The organism is Amycolatopsis sp. NPDC104775, from assembly GCF_055583325.1.
Genome location: NZ_JBVJOE010000006.1, coordinates 212,197 through 227,567 on the forward strand (window position 1 = coordinate 212,197; position 15,371 = coordinate 227,567).

The 15,371-nt window shown below is 69.7% G+C and carries 12 protein-coding genes; 5 read left to right on the forward strand and 7 right to left on the reverse strand.

Annotated features, from left to right (window positions below; genetic code table 11):
- Window positions 1-32: 32 nt before the first annotated feature.
- The 4 genes from ACZ63D_RS27160 to ACZ63D_RS27175 form a co-directional block, all read right to left on the reverse strand.
- The gene (locus ACZ63D_RS27160) at window positions 33-917 is read right to left on the reverse strand and encodes an ABC transporter permease (protein WP_465357179.1); all 885 of its coding nucleotides are present in this window, start codon (window positions 915-917) and stop codon (window positions 33-35) included.
- Entirely contained in the window at window positions 910-2,136 is a 1,227-nt protein-coding gene (locus ACZ63D_RS27165; RefSeq protein ID WP_465357180.1) for a quaternary amine ABC transporter ATP-binding protein, read from the reverse strand. The genes ACZ63D_RS27160 and ACZ63D_RS27165 overlap by 8 nt, the downstream gene beginning before the upstream one ends.
- Window positions 2,137-2,844: 708 nt before the next feature.
- Window positions 2,845-3,468, reverse strand: coding sequence for an HU family DNA-binding protein (locus ACZ63D_RS27170; protein WP_465357181.1), 624 nt, complete (start codon window positions 3,466-3,468; stop codon window positions 2,845-2,847).
- A 985-nt stretch (window positions 3,469-4,453) separates the two neighbouring features.
- Window positions 4,454-5,155: an IclR family transcriptional regulator gene (locus ACZ63D_RS27175; protein ID WP_009074079.1), complete on the reverse strand. Its 702-nt coding sequence runs from the start codon at window positions 5,153-5,155 to the stop codon at window positions 4,454-4,456.
- A gap of 145 nt (window positions 5,156-5,300) precedes the next feature.
- Between ACZ63D_RS27175 and leuC the strand changes: the two genes are divergently transcribed.
- The 3 genes from leuC to ACZ63D_RS27190 all read left to right on the forward strand — a co-directional run bounded on the left by leuC (window position 5,301) and on the right by ACZ63D_RS27190 (window position 8,231).
- The gene (gene leuC, locus ACZ63D_RS27180) at window positions 5,301-6,725 is read left to right on the forward strand and encodes a 3-isopropylmalate dehydratase large subunit (protein ID WP_465357182.1); all 1,425 of its coding nucleotides are present in this window, start codon (window positions 5,301-5,303) and stop codon (window positions 6,723-6,725) included.
- A 23-nt stretch (window positions 6,726-6,748) separates the two neighbouring features.
- Window positions 6,749-7,351 (forward strand): 3-isopropylmalate dehydratase small subunit, encoded by a 603-nt coding sequence (leuD, locus tag ACZ63D_RS27185; protein WP_465357183.1) that lies wholly within the window; start codon window positions 6,749-6,751, stop codon window positions 7,349-7,351.
- Between the two features lie 241 nt (window positions 7,352-7,592).
- Window positions 7,593-8,231 (forward strand): HU family DNA-binding protein, encoded by a 639-nt coding sequence (locus tag ACZ63D_RS27190; RefSeq protein WP_465357184.1) that lies wholly within the window; start codon window positions 7,593-7,595, stop codon window positions 8,229-8,231.
- A gap of 1,093 nt (window positions 8,232-9,324) precedes the next feature.
- Here ACZ63D_RS27190 and ACZ63D_RS27195 read toward each other — a convergent pair.
- The 3 genes from ACZ63D_RS27195 to cofC are packed head-to-tail and all read right to left on the reverse strand — an operon-like array spanning window position 9,325 to window position 13,371.
- Window positions 9,325-10,272 (reverse strand): NUDIX hydrolase, encoded by a 948-nt coding sequence (locus ACZ63D_RS27195; protein WP_465357185.1) that lies wholly within the window; start codon window positions 10,270-10,272, stop codon window positions 9,325-9,327.
- Window positions 10,269-12,683 carry an RNA degradosome polyphosphate kinase gene (locus ACZ63D_RS27200; RefSeq protein WP_465357186.1) on the reverse strand — a complete coding sequence of 805 codons (2,415 nt, stop codon included), beginning with the start codon at window positions 12,681-12,683 and terminating at the stop codon, window positions 10,269-10,271. The genes ACZ63D_RS27195 and ACZ63D_RS27200 overlap by 4 nt, the downstream gene beginning before the upstream one ends.
- Window positions 12,684-12,738: 55 nt before the next feature.
- A complete protein-coding gene (cofC, locus tag ACZ63D_RS27205) occupies window positions 12,739-13,371 on the reverse strand; it encodes a 2-phospho-L-lactate guanylyltransferase (protein ID WP_465357187.1) in 633 nt (210 codons plus the stop codon).
- A 116-nt stretch (window positions 13,372-13,487) separates the two neighbouring features.
- Here cofC and ACZ63D_RS27210 point away from each other — a divergent pair, with 116 nt between their 5' ends.
- Together ACZ63D_RS27210 and ACZ63D_RS27215 are read left to right on the forward strand one after the other, a co-directional pair.
- On the forward strand, window positions 13,488-14,261 hold the full coding sequence (locus ACZ63D_RS27210; RefSeq protein WP_465357188.1) for a lysophospholipid acyltransferase family protein: 774 nt from the start codon (window positions 13,488-13,490) through the stop codon (window positions 14,259-14,261).
- On the forward strand, window positions 14,261-15,286 hold the full coding sequence (locus ACZ63D_RS27215; RefSeq protein ID WP_465357189.1) for an NAD(P)H-dependent glycerol-3-phosphate dehydrogenase: 1,026 nt from the start codon (window positions 14,261-14,263) through the stop codon (window positions 15,284-15,286). Before ACZ63D_RS27210 ends, ACZ63D_RS27215 begins: the two co-directional genes overlap by 1 nt.
- Window positions 15,287-15,371: the final 85 nt, after the last annotated feature.

Consider the following 15,371-nt stretch of genomic DNA (forward strand, 5'->3'; position numbering starts at 1 on the left):
GTTCGTCCTTTCTCGTTGCGGTGGGGGGTGAATCAGGCCGCGTCGGCCCGGCGGAGGGCGCGGCCCACCGCCGAGCGCGCCCCGAGCGAGGAGGTCAGCCGGTCGAGGTAGATGGCCAGCACGACGACGCCGAGTCCGGCGTTGAAACCCAGGTCCAGCTTCAGGCTCGTGACCGCGGCGTACACCTCGGCGCCGAGCCCGGGCGCGCCGACCATGCCGGAGATCACGACCATGGACAGCGACAGCATGATGATCTGGTTGATGCCGGCCATGATCGACGGCATCGCGAGCGGGATCTGGATCTCCCGCAGGATCCGCCGCGGCGGCGAGCCGAACGCCTCGCCCGCCTCGACCATTTCCGGATCGACCTGGCGGATGCCGAGTTCGGTCAGCCGCACGCCCGGCGGCAGCGAGAACACCACGGTCGCCACCACGCCCGGCACCGGGCCGATCGAGAAGAAGAAAATGACCGGGATCAGGTAGACGAACGCGGGCAGCGTCTGCATGAAGTCCAGTACCGGCTTCACGATCCGGCTCACCGTTTCGTTGCGCGCGGCCGCGATCCCGACCGGCACCGCGATCGCCACCGCGACCACGCCGGAAATCAGCACCTGCGACAGCGTCTGCATCGCGGACGGGAATTCGCGCAGGCTGTCGATGAGCGCGAACCCGATCGCCGAGCCGAGGCCGAATTTCCAGCCGCGCAGCCACCAGCCGAGCCCGGCGAACACCACGACCAGCACCGGCCACGGCAGCCAGGTCAGCCCCGAGGCGAGCCCGGTGACCGCGCCGTTGACGATCTTGTCGACGAAATCGAAGAACGGGCCGATGTTGCCCTGCAGCCAGTCGATGATCGCCTTGAACCAGGTGCCGACGGGAATCTGCGGCAGATCGCCGACGAGGACGTTGTCAGACACGGGCGTTCACCTCCTGAGCGTCGTTTTCTCCTGTGCTCAGCGCGTTCAGCAGCGCCTCGCGGGTCACCGCGCCGAGCAGCGCGCCCTCGGCGTCGACCACCGCGAGCGGCGCGGGCGCGGAGGCGGCGTGGCCGAACAGGTCGGCCATCTGGGTTTCCGGGGCGGTGCGCGCGGCGGAACGGTCGACGATTCCGGCGATCGTTCCGATGCCCTGGTCCGCGGCTTCGCTCACCGCGCGGCGCTCGACCGCGCCGGCGAACTTGCCGTCCTCGGTCACCAGCACGCCGGAGAGTTCGTTCCGGCGCATCGTTTCCAGCGCTTCGACGACAGTGGTCTCCGGGGTGAACGAGATTTCCGCCGGAGCCATCACGGCGGACGCGGTGAGCACCCGGGAGCGGTCGACGTCGCGCACGAACTTCGCGACGTATTCGTCGGCAGGCTGGGTGAGCATCTCCTGCGCGGTCGACACCTGCACGATCCGGCCGTCGCGCATCATCGCGATCCGGTCGCCGAGACGCATGGCCTCGTTGAGGTCGTGCGTGATGAACACGATCGTTTTCCCCAGTTGCCGCTGCAGGATCAGCAGCTGGTCCTGCATCTCCTTGCGGATCAACGGGTCCAGCGCGCTGAACGCCTCGTCCATCAGCAGGATCTCGGTGTCGGCGGCGAGCGCGCGGGCGAGGCCGACGCGCTGGCGCATCCCGCCGGAAAGCTGACCGGGCAACCGGTCCTCCCATCCGGTGAGGCCGACCATCTCCAGTGCTTCCGCGGTGCGTTCGCGCTGCCGCTCGCGCGGAGCGTTCTGCACGCTCAGCCCGTAGGCGACGTTCTCCGCGACCGTGCGGTGCGGGAAGAGCGCGAAGTGCTGGAACACCATGCTCATCCGCCGCTGGCGCAGCTCGCGGACTTCCGCCGCGGACTTGTCGGTGAGGTCGATGTCGTCGACCAGCACGCGGCCGGAGGTGGCCGGCAGCAATCCGTTCAGCGTGCGCAGCAGGGTCGACTTGCCCGAACCGGACAGTCCCATCACCACGAAGATTTCGCCGCGCTCCACGGTGAAGGAGGCGTCGATCACCGCCGCGGTCACGCCGGGCAGGTCCAACGCGGCGCGGTCGGCGCCGTTCTCCAGCTTGCCGACGGCCTCTTCCGCCCGGCGGCCGAACACTTTGTACAGCTTCTCCACACGAACTATCGGCACAGTCGTCTCATGTTCTCGCATTCGGGGTCCTTTGCCGGGCGACATGATTGCATAGACCAACACTGATCGGAGCCGATCGCGCGACTGGTTCACCGATGACGGCCGGTTTTCGTGGCTCGGCACCCACTTTCGCCGACGCGGTGCGCGCGCTCGCGAGACACCGGTGCGGCAGCGGGGAAAAGAGGGTGTGCGCTGGCGAAACCAGTCCGGATTCACCGGTTCGCCCGACTGGATTACCGGTGGGCGCCGTGCGTGGTTGTCACGTTCGCATAACAACCCGAAAGTCTGTTGTGGACTGTGCGTGGCCTGGGTGATCGCGGACACCCGGCGGCCACGCAAGGTGGCGGCCCGGACACGGCAAGGAAACCTCGCCGCCGGGTTCGCGGTTGCTTTGGGGGAACAGGTGATCGAACGGATGGGCGAGCGAGATGGCCGGTGTGATCGGGAAAACGCGGGGGTCTTCTCTCGATTTGTTGCGCGCCGCGGAGGTGTCCAGCCAGGCGGCCGGAGGGCGCGGTCGCCGATTCCGCTGTGCTGGCGGCCGTTTCGCGGGCGGCGGGATCCGGACGGGCAAGCGGGTCAACGGATCTTGAATCGGAATCAGCTCGCTCTAGGCCTGCCCGTCTGCCGGACAGTGCCTCCAGTGCGGGAGAAAAGGGCAGAGATGCGACAAGCCCCGCCCGGGGAGAAGCCGGGCGGGGCTTGTCGTGAGCTTCCGGAGAACCGGAGTTACTTCTTCTTCGCGGCCGAGGTGCGCTTGGCCGGAGCCTTCTTCGCGGTCGCCGTGGTCTTCTTGGCGGCCGGCTTGGCGGCGGCCTTCGCCCGCGTGGTGGTGGCCTTCGGAGCCGCCTTGGCCGCGGTGGCCTTGGTGGCGGTCGCCTTGGCGCGGGTGGTGGTGGCCTTCGCGGCGGTGGCCTTGGCGGGAGCCTTGGCCGCGGTGGCGCGGGTGCGGGTGGCGGCCGGCTTGGCAGCGGTGGCCTTGGCGCGAGTGGAGGTCGTCGCCGTGGCGCGGGTGGCGGTCGCCTTCGCGGTGCTGGCGGTCGCACGCTTCACGGCAGTCGCCTTCGGCAGCTTCTTGGTGCCGGAGATGACGTCCTTGAACGTGGTGCCCGCGCGGAACGCCGGAACGTTGGTCTTCTTGACCCGCACGGCTTCGCCGGTGCGCGGGTTGCGCGCGGTGCGGGCGGCACGAGCGCGCTTTTCGAAGACGCCGAAGCCGGTGATCGTGACCTTTTCGCCCTTGTGGACGGTGCGGATGATGATGTCGACGAGACCGTCGACGGCTTCCGCGGCTGCCTTCTTGTCGCCGATGCGCTCCGACAGAGCTTCGATCAGCTGGGCCTTGTTGGCCATTCCAGTTCCTCCAACCAGAACTTGTTTTATACGGCCATACAGGCCGAACGCAGTCATTATCACCCATAGACTTGGCAAGTCCAATCGGGACCTGCCTTTTTCGTTGCCGTGTCGGGTAACTCCAGAGGCGGCGAGAGGGCCGCGGCGCCGGATTCTTTCACTGGCCGGAAGACTCGCGAGAGTGCTTGCGGCACCGGCAAAGTCGCATGTAGACACCCGTTGTCCTGCGGTTTTGCTTTTTCTTGAGGTTCTCCGGCCGGGTCGTCGACGGCCGCTCGGACGATCTTCGCGGCGGCCGGACGGTCTACTGAGGACGATCGAAAACCGAGCGAAAAAGACTGTCCCCCACGGGCGTGGCGGGGGAGGCGGGATGGGGTCGGGGTGGGCGGCAGGGGGTTCCTCGGGCCGGGTCGGGGATGGCTGCGGCGGCAGGGTTTGAGGAACCGCGTGCCGGGCGGGAGTGCTCGCGATGCCGGGCTCGGGCTCGTCGATGGTTGGGGCGTGGCGCTTCGCGGGGGTGTGAAGCAAGACTGCCTTCCGCCGGTGTGGAGCGGAGGCGGACTGTGGTTGGGGCGCGGCGAGAGACGTGCCGATGGCGGACTGGGTTTGCGGTCGCTGTGTCCGGGTCGGGGATCGATGTGGCGGCGGCTGTGTTTGAGGAATCGGGCGTCGGGCGGGAACGCTCGCGACGCCTGGGCTCGGCGTAGCCGGGTGGCGCGCTTCCAGCGGAGTGCGGAGAAGGCTGTGTCCCGCCGGTCGGGATGAGGACTGGGAAAGGGGCGCGGGTTCGCGGGCGGATGCGTTCAGCCGGATCGGAGACTGCTGTCGCGGCGGCGACGGTTTCGGAGGAATCGTGCACTGGGGTCTAACCGCGTCGCGATGCCGGGTTCGTTTGAGGCGTGAGGATCGCCGGTGCGAAAAAGGCCGCCTCCCGCCGGGGTGGCGGAGAGGCGGCCTGGGTTGGCGCGTGGTGGGAGCGGGGCCGTCAGAGGCGTTCCTGGAGCGCGTCGGCGGCGGCGAGGAGATCGGCCGCCCATCGCGCTCCGGGCTTGCGCCCTATGCGTTCGATGGGCCCGGACACCGACACCGCGGCCACGACGGTTCCGGAGGAATCGCGCACCGGAGCCGAAACGCTCGCGACGCCGGGCTCGCGTTCGGCGACGCTTTGCGCCCAGCCGCGGCGGCGCACTTCGAGCAGAGTGCGTTCGCCGTAAACCGCGTCGGCGAGGATCGTCCGCTGGGTGTGCGGATCCGACCACGCGGCAAGGACCTTCGCGCCCGAGCCTGCCGTCATCGGCAGCCGGGAGCCGATCGGAACCGTGTCGCGCAAACCGCTCGGCGGTTCCGCGGTCGAAACGCACACGCGCTGCACGCCGTCGCGCCGGTAAAGCTGAACGCTTTCGCCGGTGATGTCCCGAAGCTTCGGCAGCACCGAACTCGCCGCGTCGAGCAACGGGTCGGTCGAACCGCCCGCGAGTTCGGCGAGCGCGGTGCCCGGCCGCCAGCGCCCGTCCGGCCCGCGCCGCAACAGGCGGTGCACTTCGAGGCCGACCGCGAGCCGGTGCGCGGTCGCGCGCGGAAGCCCGGTGCGCGTGCAGAGTTCCGCCAGCCCGCACGGGTCCTCGGCGACGGCCTGCAGCACGGCCACGGCTTTGTCCAGTACTCCGATACCGCTATGCTGTCCCACGACGCGATACTATCTTCCCGCACTGTGGGAAGTCCAGAATCTGGGAAAAACGAAACCCGGAGCCGCGGACAGCCGTGGCTGCCCCCTCCTCACCGGCACCGTCCGGGTTCCGTGCTCCCGGCCGATCCCGTGGAAGGAGCCGGAGATGACCAGCCCCACCGGCAAGGCTCGTACGCTGGCGGAGAAGGTGTGGGACAGCCACCTCGTGCGCCGAGGCGAAGGCGCCGAACCGGATCTGCTCTACATCGACCTCCACCTGGTGCACGAAGTGACCAGCCCGCAGGCCTTCGACGGGCTGCGGCTGGCCGGACGCAAGGTGCGCCGTCCCGACCTCACCATCGCCACCGAGGACCACAACGTCCCCACGGTGGACATCGACCTCCCGATCGCCGACCCGGTGTCGCGGACGCAGGTCGACACGCTTCGCCGCAACTGCAAGGAGTTCGGCGTCCGGCTGCACCCGATGGGCGACGCCGAACAGGGCATCGTGCACGTGATCGGGCCGCAGCTCGGGCTGACCCAGCCCGGCACCACCGTGGTGTGCGGCGACAGTCACACCTCCACGCACGGCGCGTTCGGCGCGATGGCCTTCGGCATCGGCACTTCCGAAGTCGAGCACGTGCTCGCGACCCAGACGCTGCCGCTGCGGCCGTTCAAGACGATGGCGATCAACATCGACGGCACGCTGCAGCCGGGCGTCACCGCGAAGGACGTGATCCTCGCGGTGATCGCCAAAATCGGCACCGGCGGCGGGCAGGGCTACGTCCTGGAGTACCGCGGCAAGGCCATCGAAGAGCTGTCGATGGAAGCCCGGATGACCATCTGCAACATGTCGATCGAGGCGGGCGCGCGCGCCGGCATGATCGCGCCGGACGAAACGACCTTCGCCTACCTCAAGGGCCGTCCGCACGCGCCGAAGGGCGATGACTGGGACGCCGCCGTCGCCGCCTGGCGCGAGCTGCGCACCGACGAGGGCGCGGAATTCGACGCCGAGGTCCACCTCGACGCGGACCAGTTGACGCCGTTCGTGACGTGGGGCACCAACCCCGGACAGGGCCTGCCGCTGGGCGATTCGGTGCCGGACCCGGCGCAGATCCCGGACGAGAACGCGCGCTTCGCCGCCGAGAAGGCCCTGTCCTATATGGATCTGAAACCGGGCACCCCGCTGCGCGAGATCGCGGTGGACACCGTGTTCCTCGGCTCCTGCACGAACGGCCGGATCGAGGACCTGCGCGCCGCGGCCGAGGTGCTGCGCGGGCGGAAGGTGGCCGATTCGGTCCGGATGCTCGTGGTGCCCGGTTCGATGCGGGTGCGCAAGACCGCCGAGGAGGAAGGCCTGGACAAGATCTTCGCCGAGGCGGGAGCCGAATGGCGGCAGGCGGGCTGCTCCATGTGTCTCGGGATGAACCCGGACCAGCTGGCGCCCGGCGAGCGCAGCGCGTCCACCTCCAACCGCAACTTCGAGGGACGGCAGGGCAAGGGCGGGCGCACCCACCTCGTGTCGCCGCTCGTGGCCGCCGCCACCGCCGTGCGCGGGACGCTGTCCTCGCCCGCCGACCTGCCCGCCTGACTTCCCCGAGAGGAGCTCCCACCATGGAACCGTTCACCCAGCACACCGGGATCGGGGTCCCGCTGCGCCGGTCCAACGTGGACACTGACCAGATCATCCCGGCCGTCTACCTCAAGCGCGTGACCCGCACCGGATTCGAGGACGGCCTGTTCGCCGCCTGGCGCGCGCAGGAGGACTTCATCCTCAATCAGGAACCGTTCAAGAACGGCTCGGTGCTCGTCGCCGGACCGGACTTCGGCACCGGTTCGTCGCGCGAGCACGCCGTGTGGGCGTTGATGGACTACGGCTTCCGGGTCGTCATCTCGTCCCGTTTCGCCGACATCTTCCGCGGCAACTCCGGCAAGGGCGGCCTCGTCGCCGCGCAGTGCGAGCAGTCGGATGTCGAACTGCTCTGGAAGCTGCTGGAGAACGAGCCCGGCACCGAGGTGTCGGTGGACCTCGAAGCCAAGACCGTGCGGGCCAAGGACTTCACCGCGCCGTTCCAGATCGACGACTACGTCCGCTGGCGGCTGCTCGAAGGGCTCGACGACATCGCGCTGACTTTGCGCCACGCGGGGGACATCGACGCGTTCGAGTCCCAGCGGCCCTCCTGGAAGCCCACGACCCTTCCCGCCGCCACCTCCTGACCCGCGCCGCCGGGGCGGATTCCCTGCTCGGAAAGGGAATCCGCCCCCGGCAAGCCCCCTCCACGCCCACGCCAAACGGCACCTTCCAGGACCGGAATCGGGTCCTTCGGGAGGGCGGAACCGTTCCCGCCGCAAGGGAAAATTTCGCGTGCCGTTTGGAATTTGTGCTGTCTTGGTAATACCGTGTGCGTTAGCCGGCCGACCTGGCCGTGGACGAAGAGTTCTTCTTGGAGGGACTGGAATGGCCAACAAGGCCCAGCTGATCGAGGCGCTGTCGGAGCGTCTGGGCGACAAAAAGGTTGCTTCGGAGGCCGTCGACGGTCTCGTCGACATCATCATCCGTACGGTCAACAAGGGCGAAAAGGTGAACATCACCGGCTTCGGGGTGTTCGAGAAGCGCGCTCGCGCCGCCCGCACCGCGCGCAACCCGCGCACCGGCGAAGCCGTGCGAGTGAAGAAGACGAACGTTCCGGCGTTCCGCGCGGGCACCACGTTCAAGGACGTCATCTCCGGTTCGAAGAAGCTGCCGAAGGCCACGGCGGCGAAGCGGGCCACCGGCACCACCGCGCGCGCCACGACCACCCGCGCCGCCTCGACGACCGCCACGCGCAGCACCCGTGCCACGGCGGCGAAGCCCGCCGCCACGCGCACCCGCGCCACCGCGGCCAAGGCTCCCGCCAAGGCCACCGCGGCCAAGACGACGACGCGCGCGACGGCCGCGAAGTCGACCACCACCCGCGCCAAGGCGGCCCCGAAGGCCACCACCACGCGGGCCAAGGCCGCCGCCAAGCCTGCCGCCAAGACCACCGCGGCGGCGAAGACCACGGCCGCGGCCAAGAAGGCCCCGGCGAAGCGCACCTCGGCGGCCAAGAAGAAGTAATAGCCTCGGCAATCGCTGCTTCGCGGCAGGGCCCCGACCTCGGGTGAGGTCGGGCCCTGCCGCGTTTTCGGGGGGATTCGCTGGGTGGGCGGGAGTTTGGTGGGCAGGACGGGCGAGGTCTTGTGGGGGTGGGGGTTTGGTCGGGGTGAGGGTGGTTGGGGACGGACCGGGGTGGGTTGCTGGGTAGGTGCAGTGAGGCTGGGGATTTGCTCACGTGAGGCTGGCTGAGCGGTGGGCCGGGGTGGGTTTCTGGGCGGGGAGGGTGAAGTGCTGTGGGGTGGGGTTCTGGGCGGCGGGCTGGAGTGGGGTTTGCTGGGTGGGGCGGCGCGGTGCTGTGGGGCTGGAGATTTGGTCGCGTGAGGCTGGCTTGGCGGCGGGCCGGGGTGAGGCCGCTGGGGTTGGGGGCGGTTTGTTGGCGGGTCGCCGAGTTTCGCGGGGTCGGGTTTCGTCGGGACGCTGGGGTGGGCTTGTCGTGTTGTGCGGCTGACTGGTTGCGGGAGTGATCTCGTTGGTGGGGGTTGGGGTTGTGGGGCGGGGGTTTCGGCTGGATGAGGTGCCCTGATGGGCAGCCCGGGGTTCGGTCATCGGCTGCGCGGCAGTGGGAGTGCGGGAGAGGCCTGGCTGACGCCGTGGCCGAGTCCTTGTTGTCGCAGGGTTTCCGGGCCGGGCAGCAGGGCAAGCGAGCCGGTCCAGGGGCATGCTCGGCGGCGGGGCCGGAGCGCCGAATGGAGCGAGCAGTGCGGTGCACCGCTGGGGTTGCCGGAGTACCGGTCCAGATGGTGTTGTGGCAGAGGGAAGACAGCGTTTCCCGAGGTCGGCGGCTTGTCCCGCCATCGGAAAGAACCCCCGGATTGCTGATAAGACAACAGATTCGGCCGCACCCAAATACCCTCGCCGCCAGTCCGGGAGGGTTAATCCGGCGCTCGGAGACAAAATCCCCACCGGGGGTAATTAAACCCGCGAGCCGGGGTGAGACGGTGCTTATGCCGGAACCGGGGATAAGGGCTGAGCAATACCCGTCTCTATAGAATCTCCGGGCCGCCGAATGGAGAGGCCCGGCGCGCCGAAGCGTCGCCGGGCCCTTCCGAAAAGATCAGCGTGCCGAAGGCACCGGAGCGGGCAGCGGGCTCGGGTAGTAATCCGCGCCCACCAGAACTGGGCCGTCGTCGCCGGGGCTGAACGACAGGACCCACAGCGAGCCCTTCTTGCTCGGCACCACCCCGTCGCGGGCGGCGGGCAGTTCCAGGCCGTCCCGGTCGGCCAGTGCGCTCACCAGGTCCGGGATCACCCCGCCCTGGCTGCTGATCAGCGGAGTTCCCCCGCCGGCCGCGATCTCCAGCAGGCGGCGGATTCCCAGCAGCGGGTCGGGCCAGTAGCCCTCTTCCGACAGCAACGGCTCGTGTCGCACCTCGACGCCGAGTGCGTCCGCGATGCCGCCGACGGTTTGCACGCATCGCAGCCGCGGCGCGGAGAACACCCGGTCGGGGCCGAAGAGCGGCAGCAAGTCGCGCAGCGCGGCGGCTTGGCGTTGGCCCGCTTCCGAGAGGGGGCGGAGGTCGTCGTCGCCGGTCCAGTCTTCGCGTTTGCCCGCTTTGGCGTGCCGCACCAGCAACACTGTCGTCAACGCGGGCGGGAGGGCGCAGAACTCGCGCAGCACCCGGGCATCCGCCGGGCGCGTGAGCAACTGCTCGGCGGCGACCGGGTCCAGCCAGCGCAGTTCGTCGACCTCTTCGTTGGGCTCGAAGGCTCCGGAAACGGCTTCGCCGCTGAAGTAGTCGACGCTCTTGCGCAGCAGCCGCCCGTCGTTCTTCGCGGGGACCTCGTACTTCGTCTGCGCGACATGGCGGCCCAGCACCGCGCGGAAACCGGTCTCCTCGGCGATCTCGCGCACCGCGGTGGCCGCGATCGTCTCGCCGGGGTCGACCTTTCCCTTCGGCAGCGACCAATCGTCGTAGCGGGGGCGGTGCACGAGGGCGACTTCGACCCCCGTTCCAGCGTGGCGCCAGAGCACCGCGCCCGCGGCCCGGACGTCCACGCTCATCCGACGGCCCCGTGCCGCTTCGCGAGTTCGAGCTGGTGGTCGCGCACCTGCGAACCGGCGGCCGGGAACGGCTGCCATTCGCCCGAGGAACTGAGCACCCAGCAGCGCGTGTGCGGGTCGAGCGCCGAATCGAACACGTCGTCCAGCTGCCGCGTCAGCTTCGGGTCCTTGACCCGCACCAGCGCCTCGATCCGGCGGTCGAGGTTGCGGTGCATCATGTCCGCGCTGCCGATCCAGTGCGTGCCGCCGGCGCGGAAGTGGAACACCCGCGAATGCTCGAGGAACCGGCCGAGGATCGAGCGGACCCGGATGTTCTCGCTCAATCCCTCGACGCCCGGCTTCAGCGAGCAGATCCCGCGCACCACGACGTCGACCGGAACCCCGGCCTGCGAAGCGTGGTACAGCGCGTCGATCACCTGCTCGTCGACGAGCGAATTGCACTTGATCCGGATGCCCGCTTCGAGCCCGGCGCGCGCGAGCTCGATCTCTTCGCCGATCGCGCGCACGATGCCGCGGCGGATGCCGTGCGGCGACGTGAGGATCGTGCGATAGGTGTCCTGGCGCGAGTAGCCGGTGAGAACGTTGAACAGATCGGTGATGTCCGCGCCGATGCTCGGGTCCGCGGTCAGCAGGCCGAGGTCTTCGTACAGCCGCGCGGTCTTCGGGTTGTAGTTGCCGGTGCCGATGTGGCAGTAGCGGCGGATGGTCGACCCCTCCTGCCGCACCACCATCGACACCTTGCAGTGCGTTTTGAGGCCCACCAAGCCGTACACCACGTGCACGCCCGCGCGTTCCAGCGTGCGCGCCCAGGTGATGTTGGCCTGCTCGTCGAACCGCGCCTTGATCTCCACCAGCGCCACGACCTGCTTGCCCGCCTCGGCGGCGTCGATCAGCGCGTCCACGATCGGGGAATCGCCGGACGTCCGGTACAGCGTCTGCTTGATCGCCAGCACCTTCGAGTCCGCCGCGGCCTGTTCGATGAACCGCTGCACGCTCGTGGAGAACGAGTCGTACGGATGGTGCACCAGGACGTCGCCCTCGCGCAGCGTCGCGAACACGCTCTTGGGCGTCTCGCGTTCGCCGAACGCCGGATGCGTCGCGGGCACGAACGGCCGGTCCTTCAACTCCTTGCGGTCGACGCCGGACAGCTGGAACAGGCAGGTGAGGTCGAGCAGCCCGGGCACCTCGACGACGTCCTCGGGGTCGACTTCCAGCTCGCGCAGCAGCAGTTCGAGCATGTGCTCGCTCATGTCCTGCGCCACTTCGAGCCGCACCGGCGGGCCGAACCGGCGCTGCGCCAGCTCGCGTTCCAATGCCTGCAACAGGTCCTCGTCGCGGTCTTCCTCGACCTCGAAGTCGGCGTTGCGGGTGACGCGGAAGACGTGGTGCTCGGTCACCTCCATGCCGGTGAACAGATCGCTCAGGTGCGCGGAGATCAGCTCCTCGAGCGGAAGGAAGGTGGCCGTCCGGCTGCCGCGTTCGGTTTCCACGCGCATCAGCCGCGGCACGTTGCTCGGCACCTTCACGCGCGCGAAGCGTTCGAGCCCGCCCTGCGGGTCCCGCACGGTGACCGCGAGGTTGAGCGACAGCCCCGAGATGTACGGAAACGGGTGCGCCGGGTCGACCGCGAGCGGCGTGAGCACGGGGAAGATCTGCTCGGAAAAGTAGCTCGACAGCCGCAGCTGGTCGGCCCCGGACAGGTCGGCCCAGCCGACGAGCCGGATGTCCTGCTCGGCCAGCTGCGGGCGCAGGTGGTCTTCGAACGCGGCGGTGTGCCGCTCGACCAGGTCCTGGTTGCGCTTGGCGATGTAGTCCAGCTGCTCGCGCGGCGTGAGCCCGTCCGCGCTGCGCACCGACAGGCCGGTGCCGTCGCGCCGTTTCAGCCCGGCGACGCGGACCATGTAGAACTCGTCCAAATTGGACGCGAAAATGGCGAGGAACTTGGCCCGCTCCAGCAGCGGCTGCGATTCGTCCTCGGCCAGCGCGAGCACGCGGGCGTTGAAGTCGAGCCAGGACAGCTCGCGGTTGAAATAACGGTCGTCGGGAAGCGACCCGACGGCGGCGGGCGCGGAGGTGACGGCGGGCGGGGCCGAGGGAACGGAGCGGAATTCTTCGCCGCTCTCGGTCGTGGTGGTCCGGCGCGATCGCGTGGCGGCGGGCGGTGCGGCGGGCTTCTTGGCCGCGGTGCGCAGTGCGCTCGAAGCGGTTTTGCGCTTGGCCGGTTTGGCGTTGTCTTCCGCCGCGGCCGCTTTGGGTTTTGCCCGACGGGCCGCCGCGGCGTCAGCGTTCCCGCGCGAGGTCGCCTTCCTGCCCGCGGTGCGCGGGGCCGGGGACGAGGGGGACGCGCTGCTGCCGCTCTTCACACGCCGCCGGGCCGGAGTGCTGCCGTCTTCTGTGCTCACGCTGCCCATTGTTCACTACGAAGCCGCGGTTTGCGCAGGCCGCGATGAAGGTCGAGTGAACACGTCAGCGCGATTGCGCCCGTTCGGCCGGGAGCAATGCCGAGGTGCGCTTCCCGAGACCGAGTTTCGCGGCGTGGCGGAGATCATCCTCGGTGTCCACGTCGCTGCGCAGCGACGGCAACGCCTGCGTGAGCGGGATCGCACCGGACGCCCGGTGCAGTTCCGCGGACCCGGCGCCGAAGTGCGGGTCGAGCGGTTTCCCCGGTGCGGACAGCAACAGCGTGGTCCCGGTGCCCTGGCGGTCGAACACCACCGCGCGCCGGCCCGCGGCTTCGGTCAGCGCCTGCTCCAGATCCACCGCGCGCAACGCGGGAAGATCCGCTTGAAGCGCGCCGACCACGCCGTCCGGCGCGTCCGCGCGCAGCAGCTCCGCGCCGTGCCGCAGCGCTTCGTTGAGCCCGCCGCCGGACGGCTCGGCGACCAGTTCGACGCCGAGACCGGCCAATTCGGACAGCGCGGCCGGATCGGCGGTGACGACGAGCACCCGGCGGACCCGGGCGACCGACGTGACCGCGGCCAGCGTGTCGCAGGCCAGCGCCAGCACCAGTTCGGCGTGCCGGTGCGCGGCGACGGCCCCGCGCAGCCGGGACTTGCCCGTGCCCGGCGGTTTCAGCGGCATGACCAGGTCTGCGTCCACCTGTCCATCTTTACCCGAAACCCGCCGCGCGCGGGCGTGAGCGCACCCTCCCTGGACTGCGCGAACCGGCGCGCGGCAGGATCACCCGGAGCAGAGGCGACCCGAGGAGGACAACTGTGGCACGGCGTGAGAAGGGCGGATTCTGGGTGGGGCTGGCCGCCGCCGCGTTCTACCCGCTGACCGCCATCGGCAAGCGGGTGTACCTCGGCGCGGAGAAAATCCCCCGGCAAGGGCCCGCGGTGCTGGTGATGAACCACATCTCGCACCTGGACCCGGCGGTCGACGCGGTGTTCGTGCACCGGCAGAAGCGGGTGCCGCGGTTCTTCCTCAAGGCGAGCCTGAAGGACGTGCCGATCTTCGGCCGGATCGTGACCGGCTCCGGGCAGATCCCGGTGGCGCGCGGGTCGAGCGCGGCGGGCGACAGCCTCAAGGCCGCGCACCAGGCGCTGCAGGAGGGCAAGGTCATCGTGATCTATCCCGAGGGCACCATCACGAAGGACCCGCTGGGCTGGCCGAAGGAGGCCTACAGCGGCGCGGCGCGGCTGGCGCTGCAGAACGACGTGCCGGTGATCCCGATCGCGCGCTGGGGCACGAACCAGATCTTCAACGGCTACACCAAGAAGTTCACTCCGTTCCCGCGCAAGACGGTGACGCACCTGGTCGGCGATCCGATCGACCTGTCGGCGTACCGGGGCGGGAACCCGCGCAGCGCCTCGATGCTGCGCGAGGTCACCGCGGTGCTGATGGACGAGGTGACCCGGCTGCTGGCCGAGATCCGGCAGGAGGAACCGCCGGTGAAGAAGCCGGAAACGGACGCGGCGGCGGAGACCGGTGCGCAGAGCGAAGCCGAGGCCAAGGCGGAGTCCGAGAAGCCGGAGGACGGTGCCTGATGGCGGGTTTCGCCGCCGACGTGCAGCGGGTCACCGTGCTCGGCGCGGGTTCGTGGGGCACCGCGTTCGCGAAGGTGCTCGGCGACGCGGGCCGGGACGTGACGATGTGGGCGCGCCGGGAAAGCGTCGCCGAAGAAATCCGGGAACGGCACACCAATGAGTCGTATCTGCCCGGAACCTCGTTGCCGGAACGGATCACCGCGACGGCCGACGCGGCTGAGGCGCTGGACGGAGCCCAGGCGGTCGTGCTCGGGGTGCCGAGCCAGAGCTTGCGCGCGAATCTCTCCGGCTGGCAGCCGTCGCTGCCGCCGGAGGCGATCCTGGTCAGCCTGGCCAAGGGCGTGGAACTGGGCACGCTCAAGCGGATGAGCGAGGTCATCGCCGAACTCGCGCAGGTCGATCCGGGCGAGATCGTGGTGGTGTCCGGGCCGAACCTGGCCCGCGAGATCGCCGACGGGCAGCCCGCCGCCGCAGTGCTCGCGTGCGCCGATCACGAGCGGGCGAAAGCAGTGCAGCAGGCCACGTCGAACCCGTATTTCCGGCCCTACACCAACACCGACGTGGTGGGCTGCGAATTGGGCGGGGCGTGCAAGAACGTGATCGCGCTCAGCTGCGGCATGGCCGCCGGGATGGGCTTGGGCGCGAACACGATGGCGACGCTCATCACCCGCGGTCTCGCCGAAATGGCGCGGCTCGGCGCGAAACTCGGCGCGGACCCGCTGACCTTCGCCGGGCTCGCCGGGCTCGGCGACCTGGTCGCGACGTGCTCGTCGCCGTTGTCGCGCAACCGCACCTTCGGCGAACGGCTCGGCCGCGGCGAAACCCTGGCCGAGGCGCAGGCGGCGACCGGCGGCCAGGTCGCGGAGGGGGTCGCGTCGTGCTCGTCGATCCGGGAGCTGGCGCGGCGGCACGGGGCCGACATGCCGATCACGGACGCGATGTACCGGGTGTGCCACGAGGGCGTCGACCCGCGGCAGGCGGGCGCGGAGCTGCTCGGACGGTCGCGGAAGCCGGAGTGGCGCTGAGCCTCGTGAGTGTGGCGGTCCTGGTGAGAACCGGGGTCGCCGCTCACGAGGGCGGGAGTGGCGGTGTCAGCTGGGCGGTGCCGGT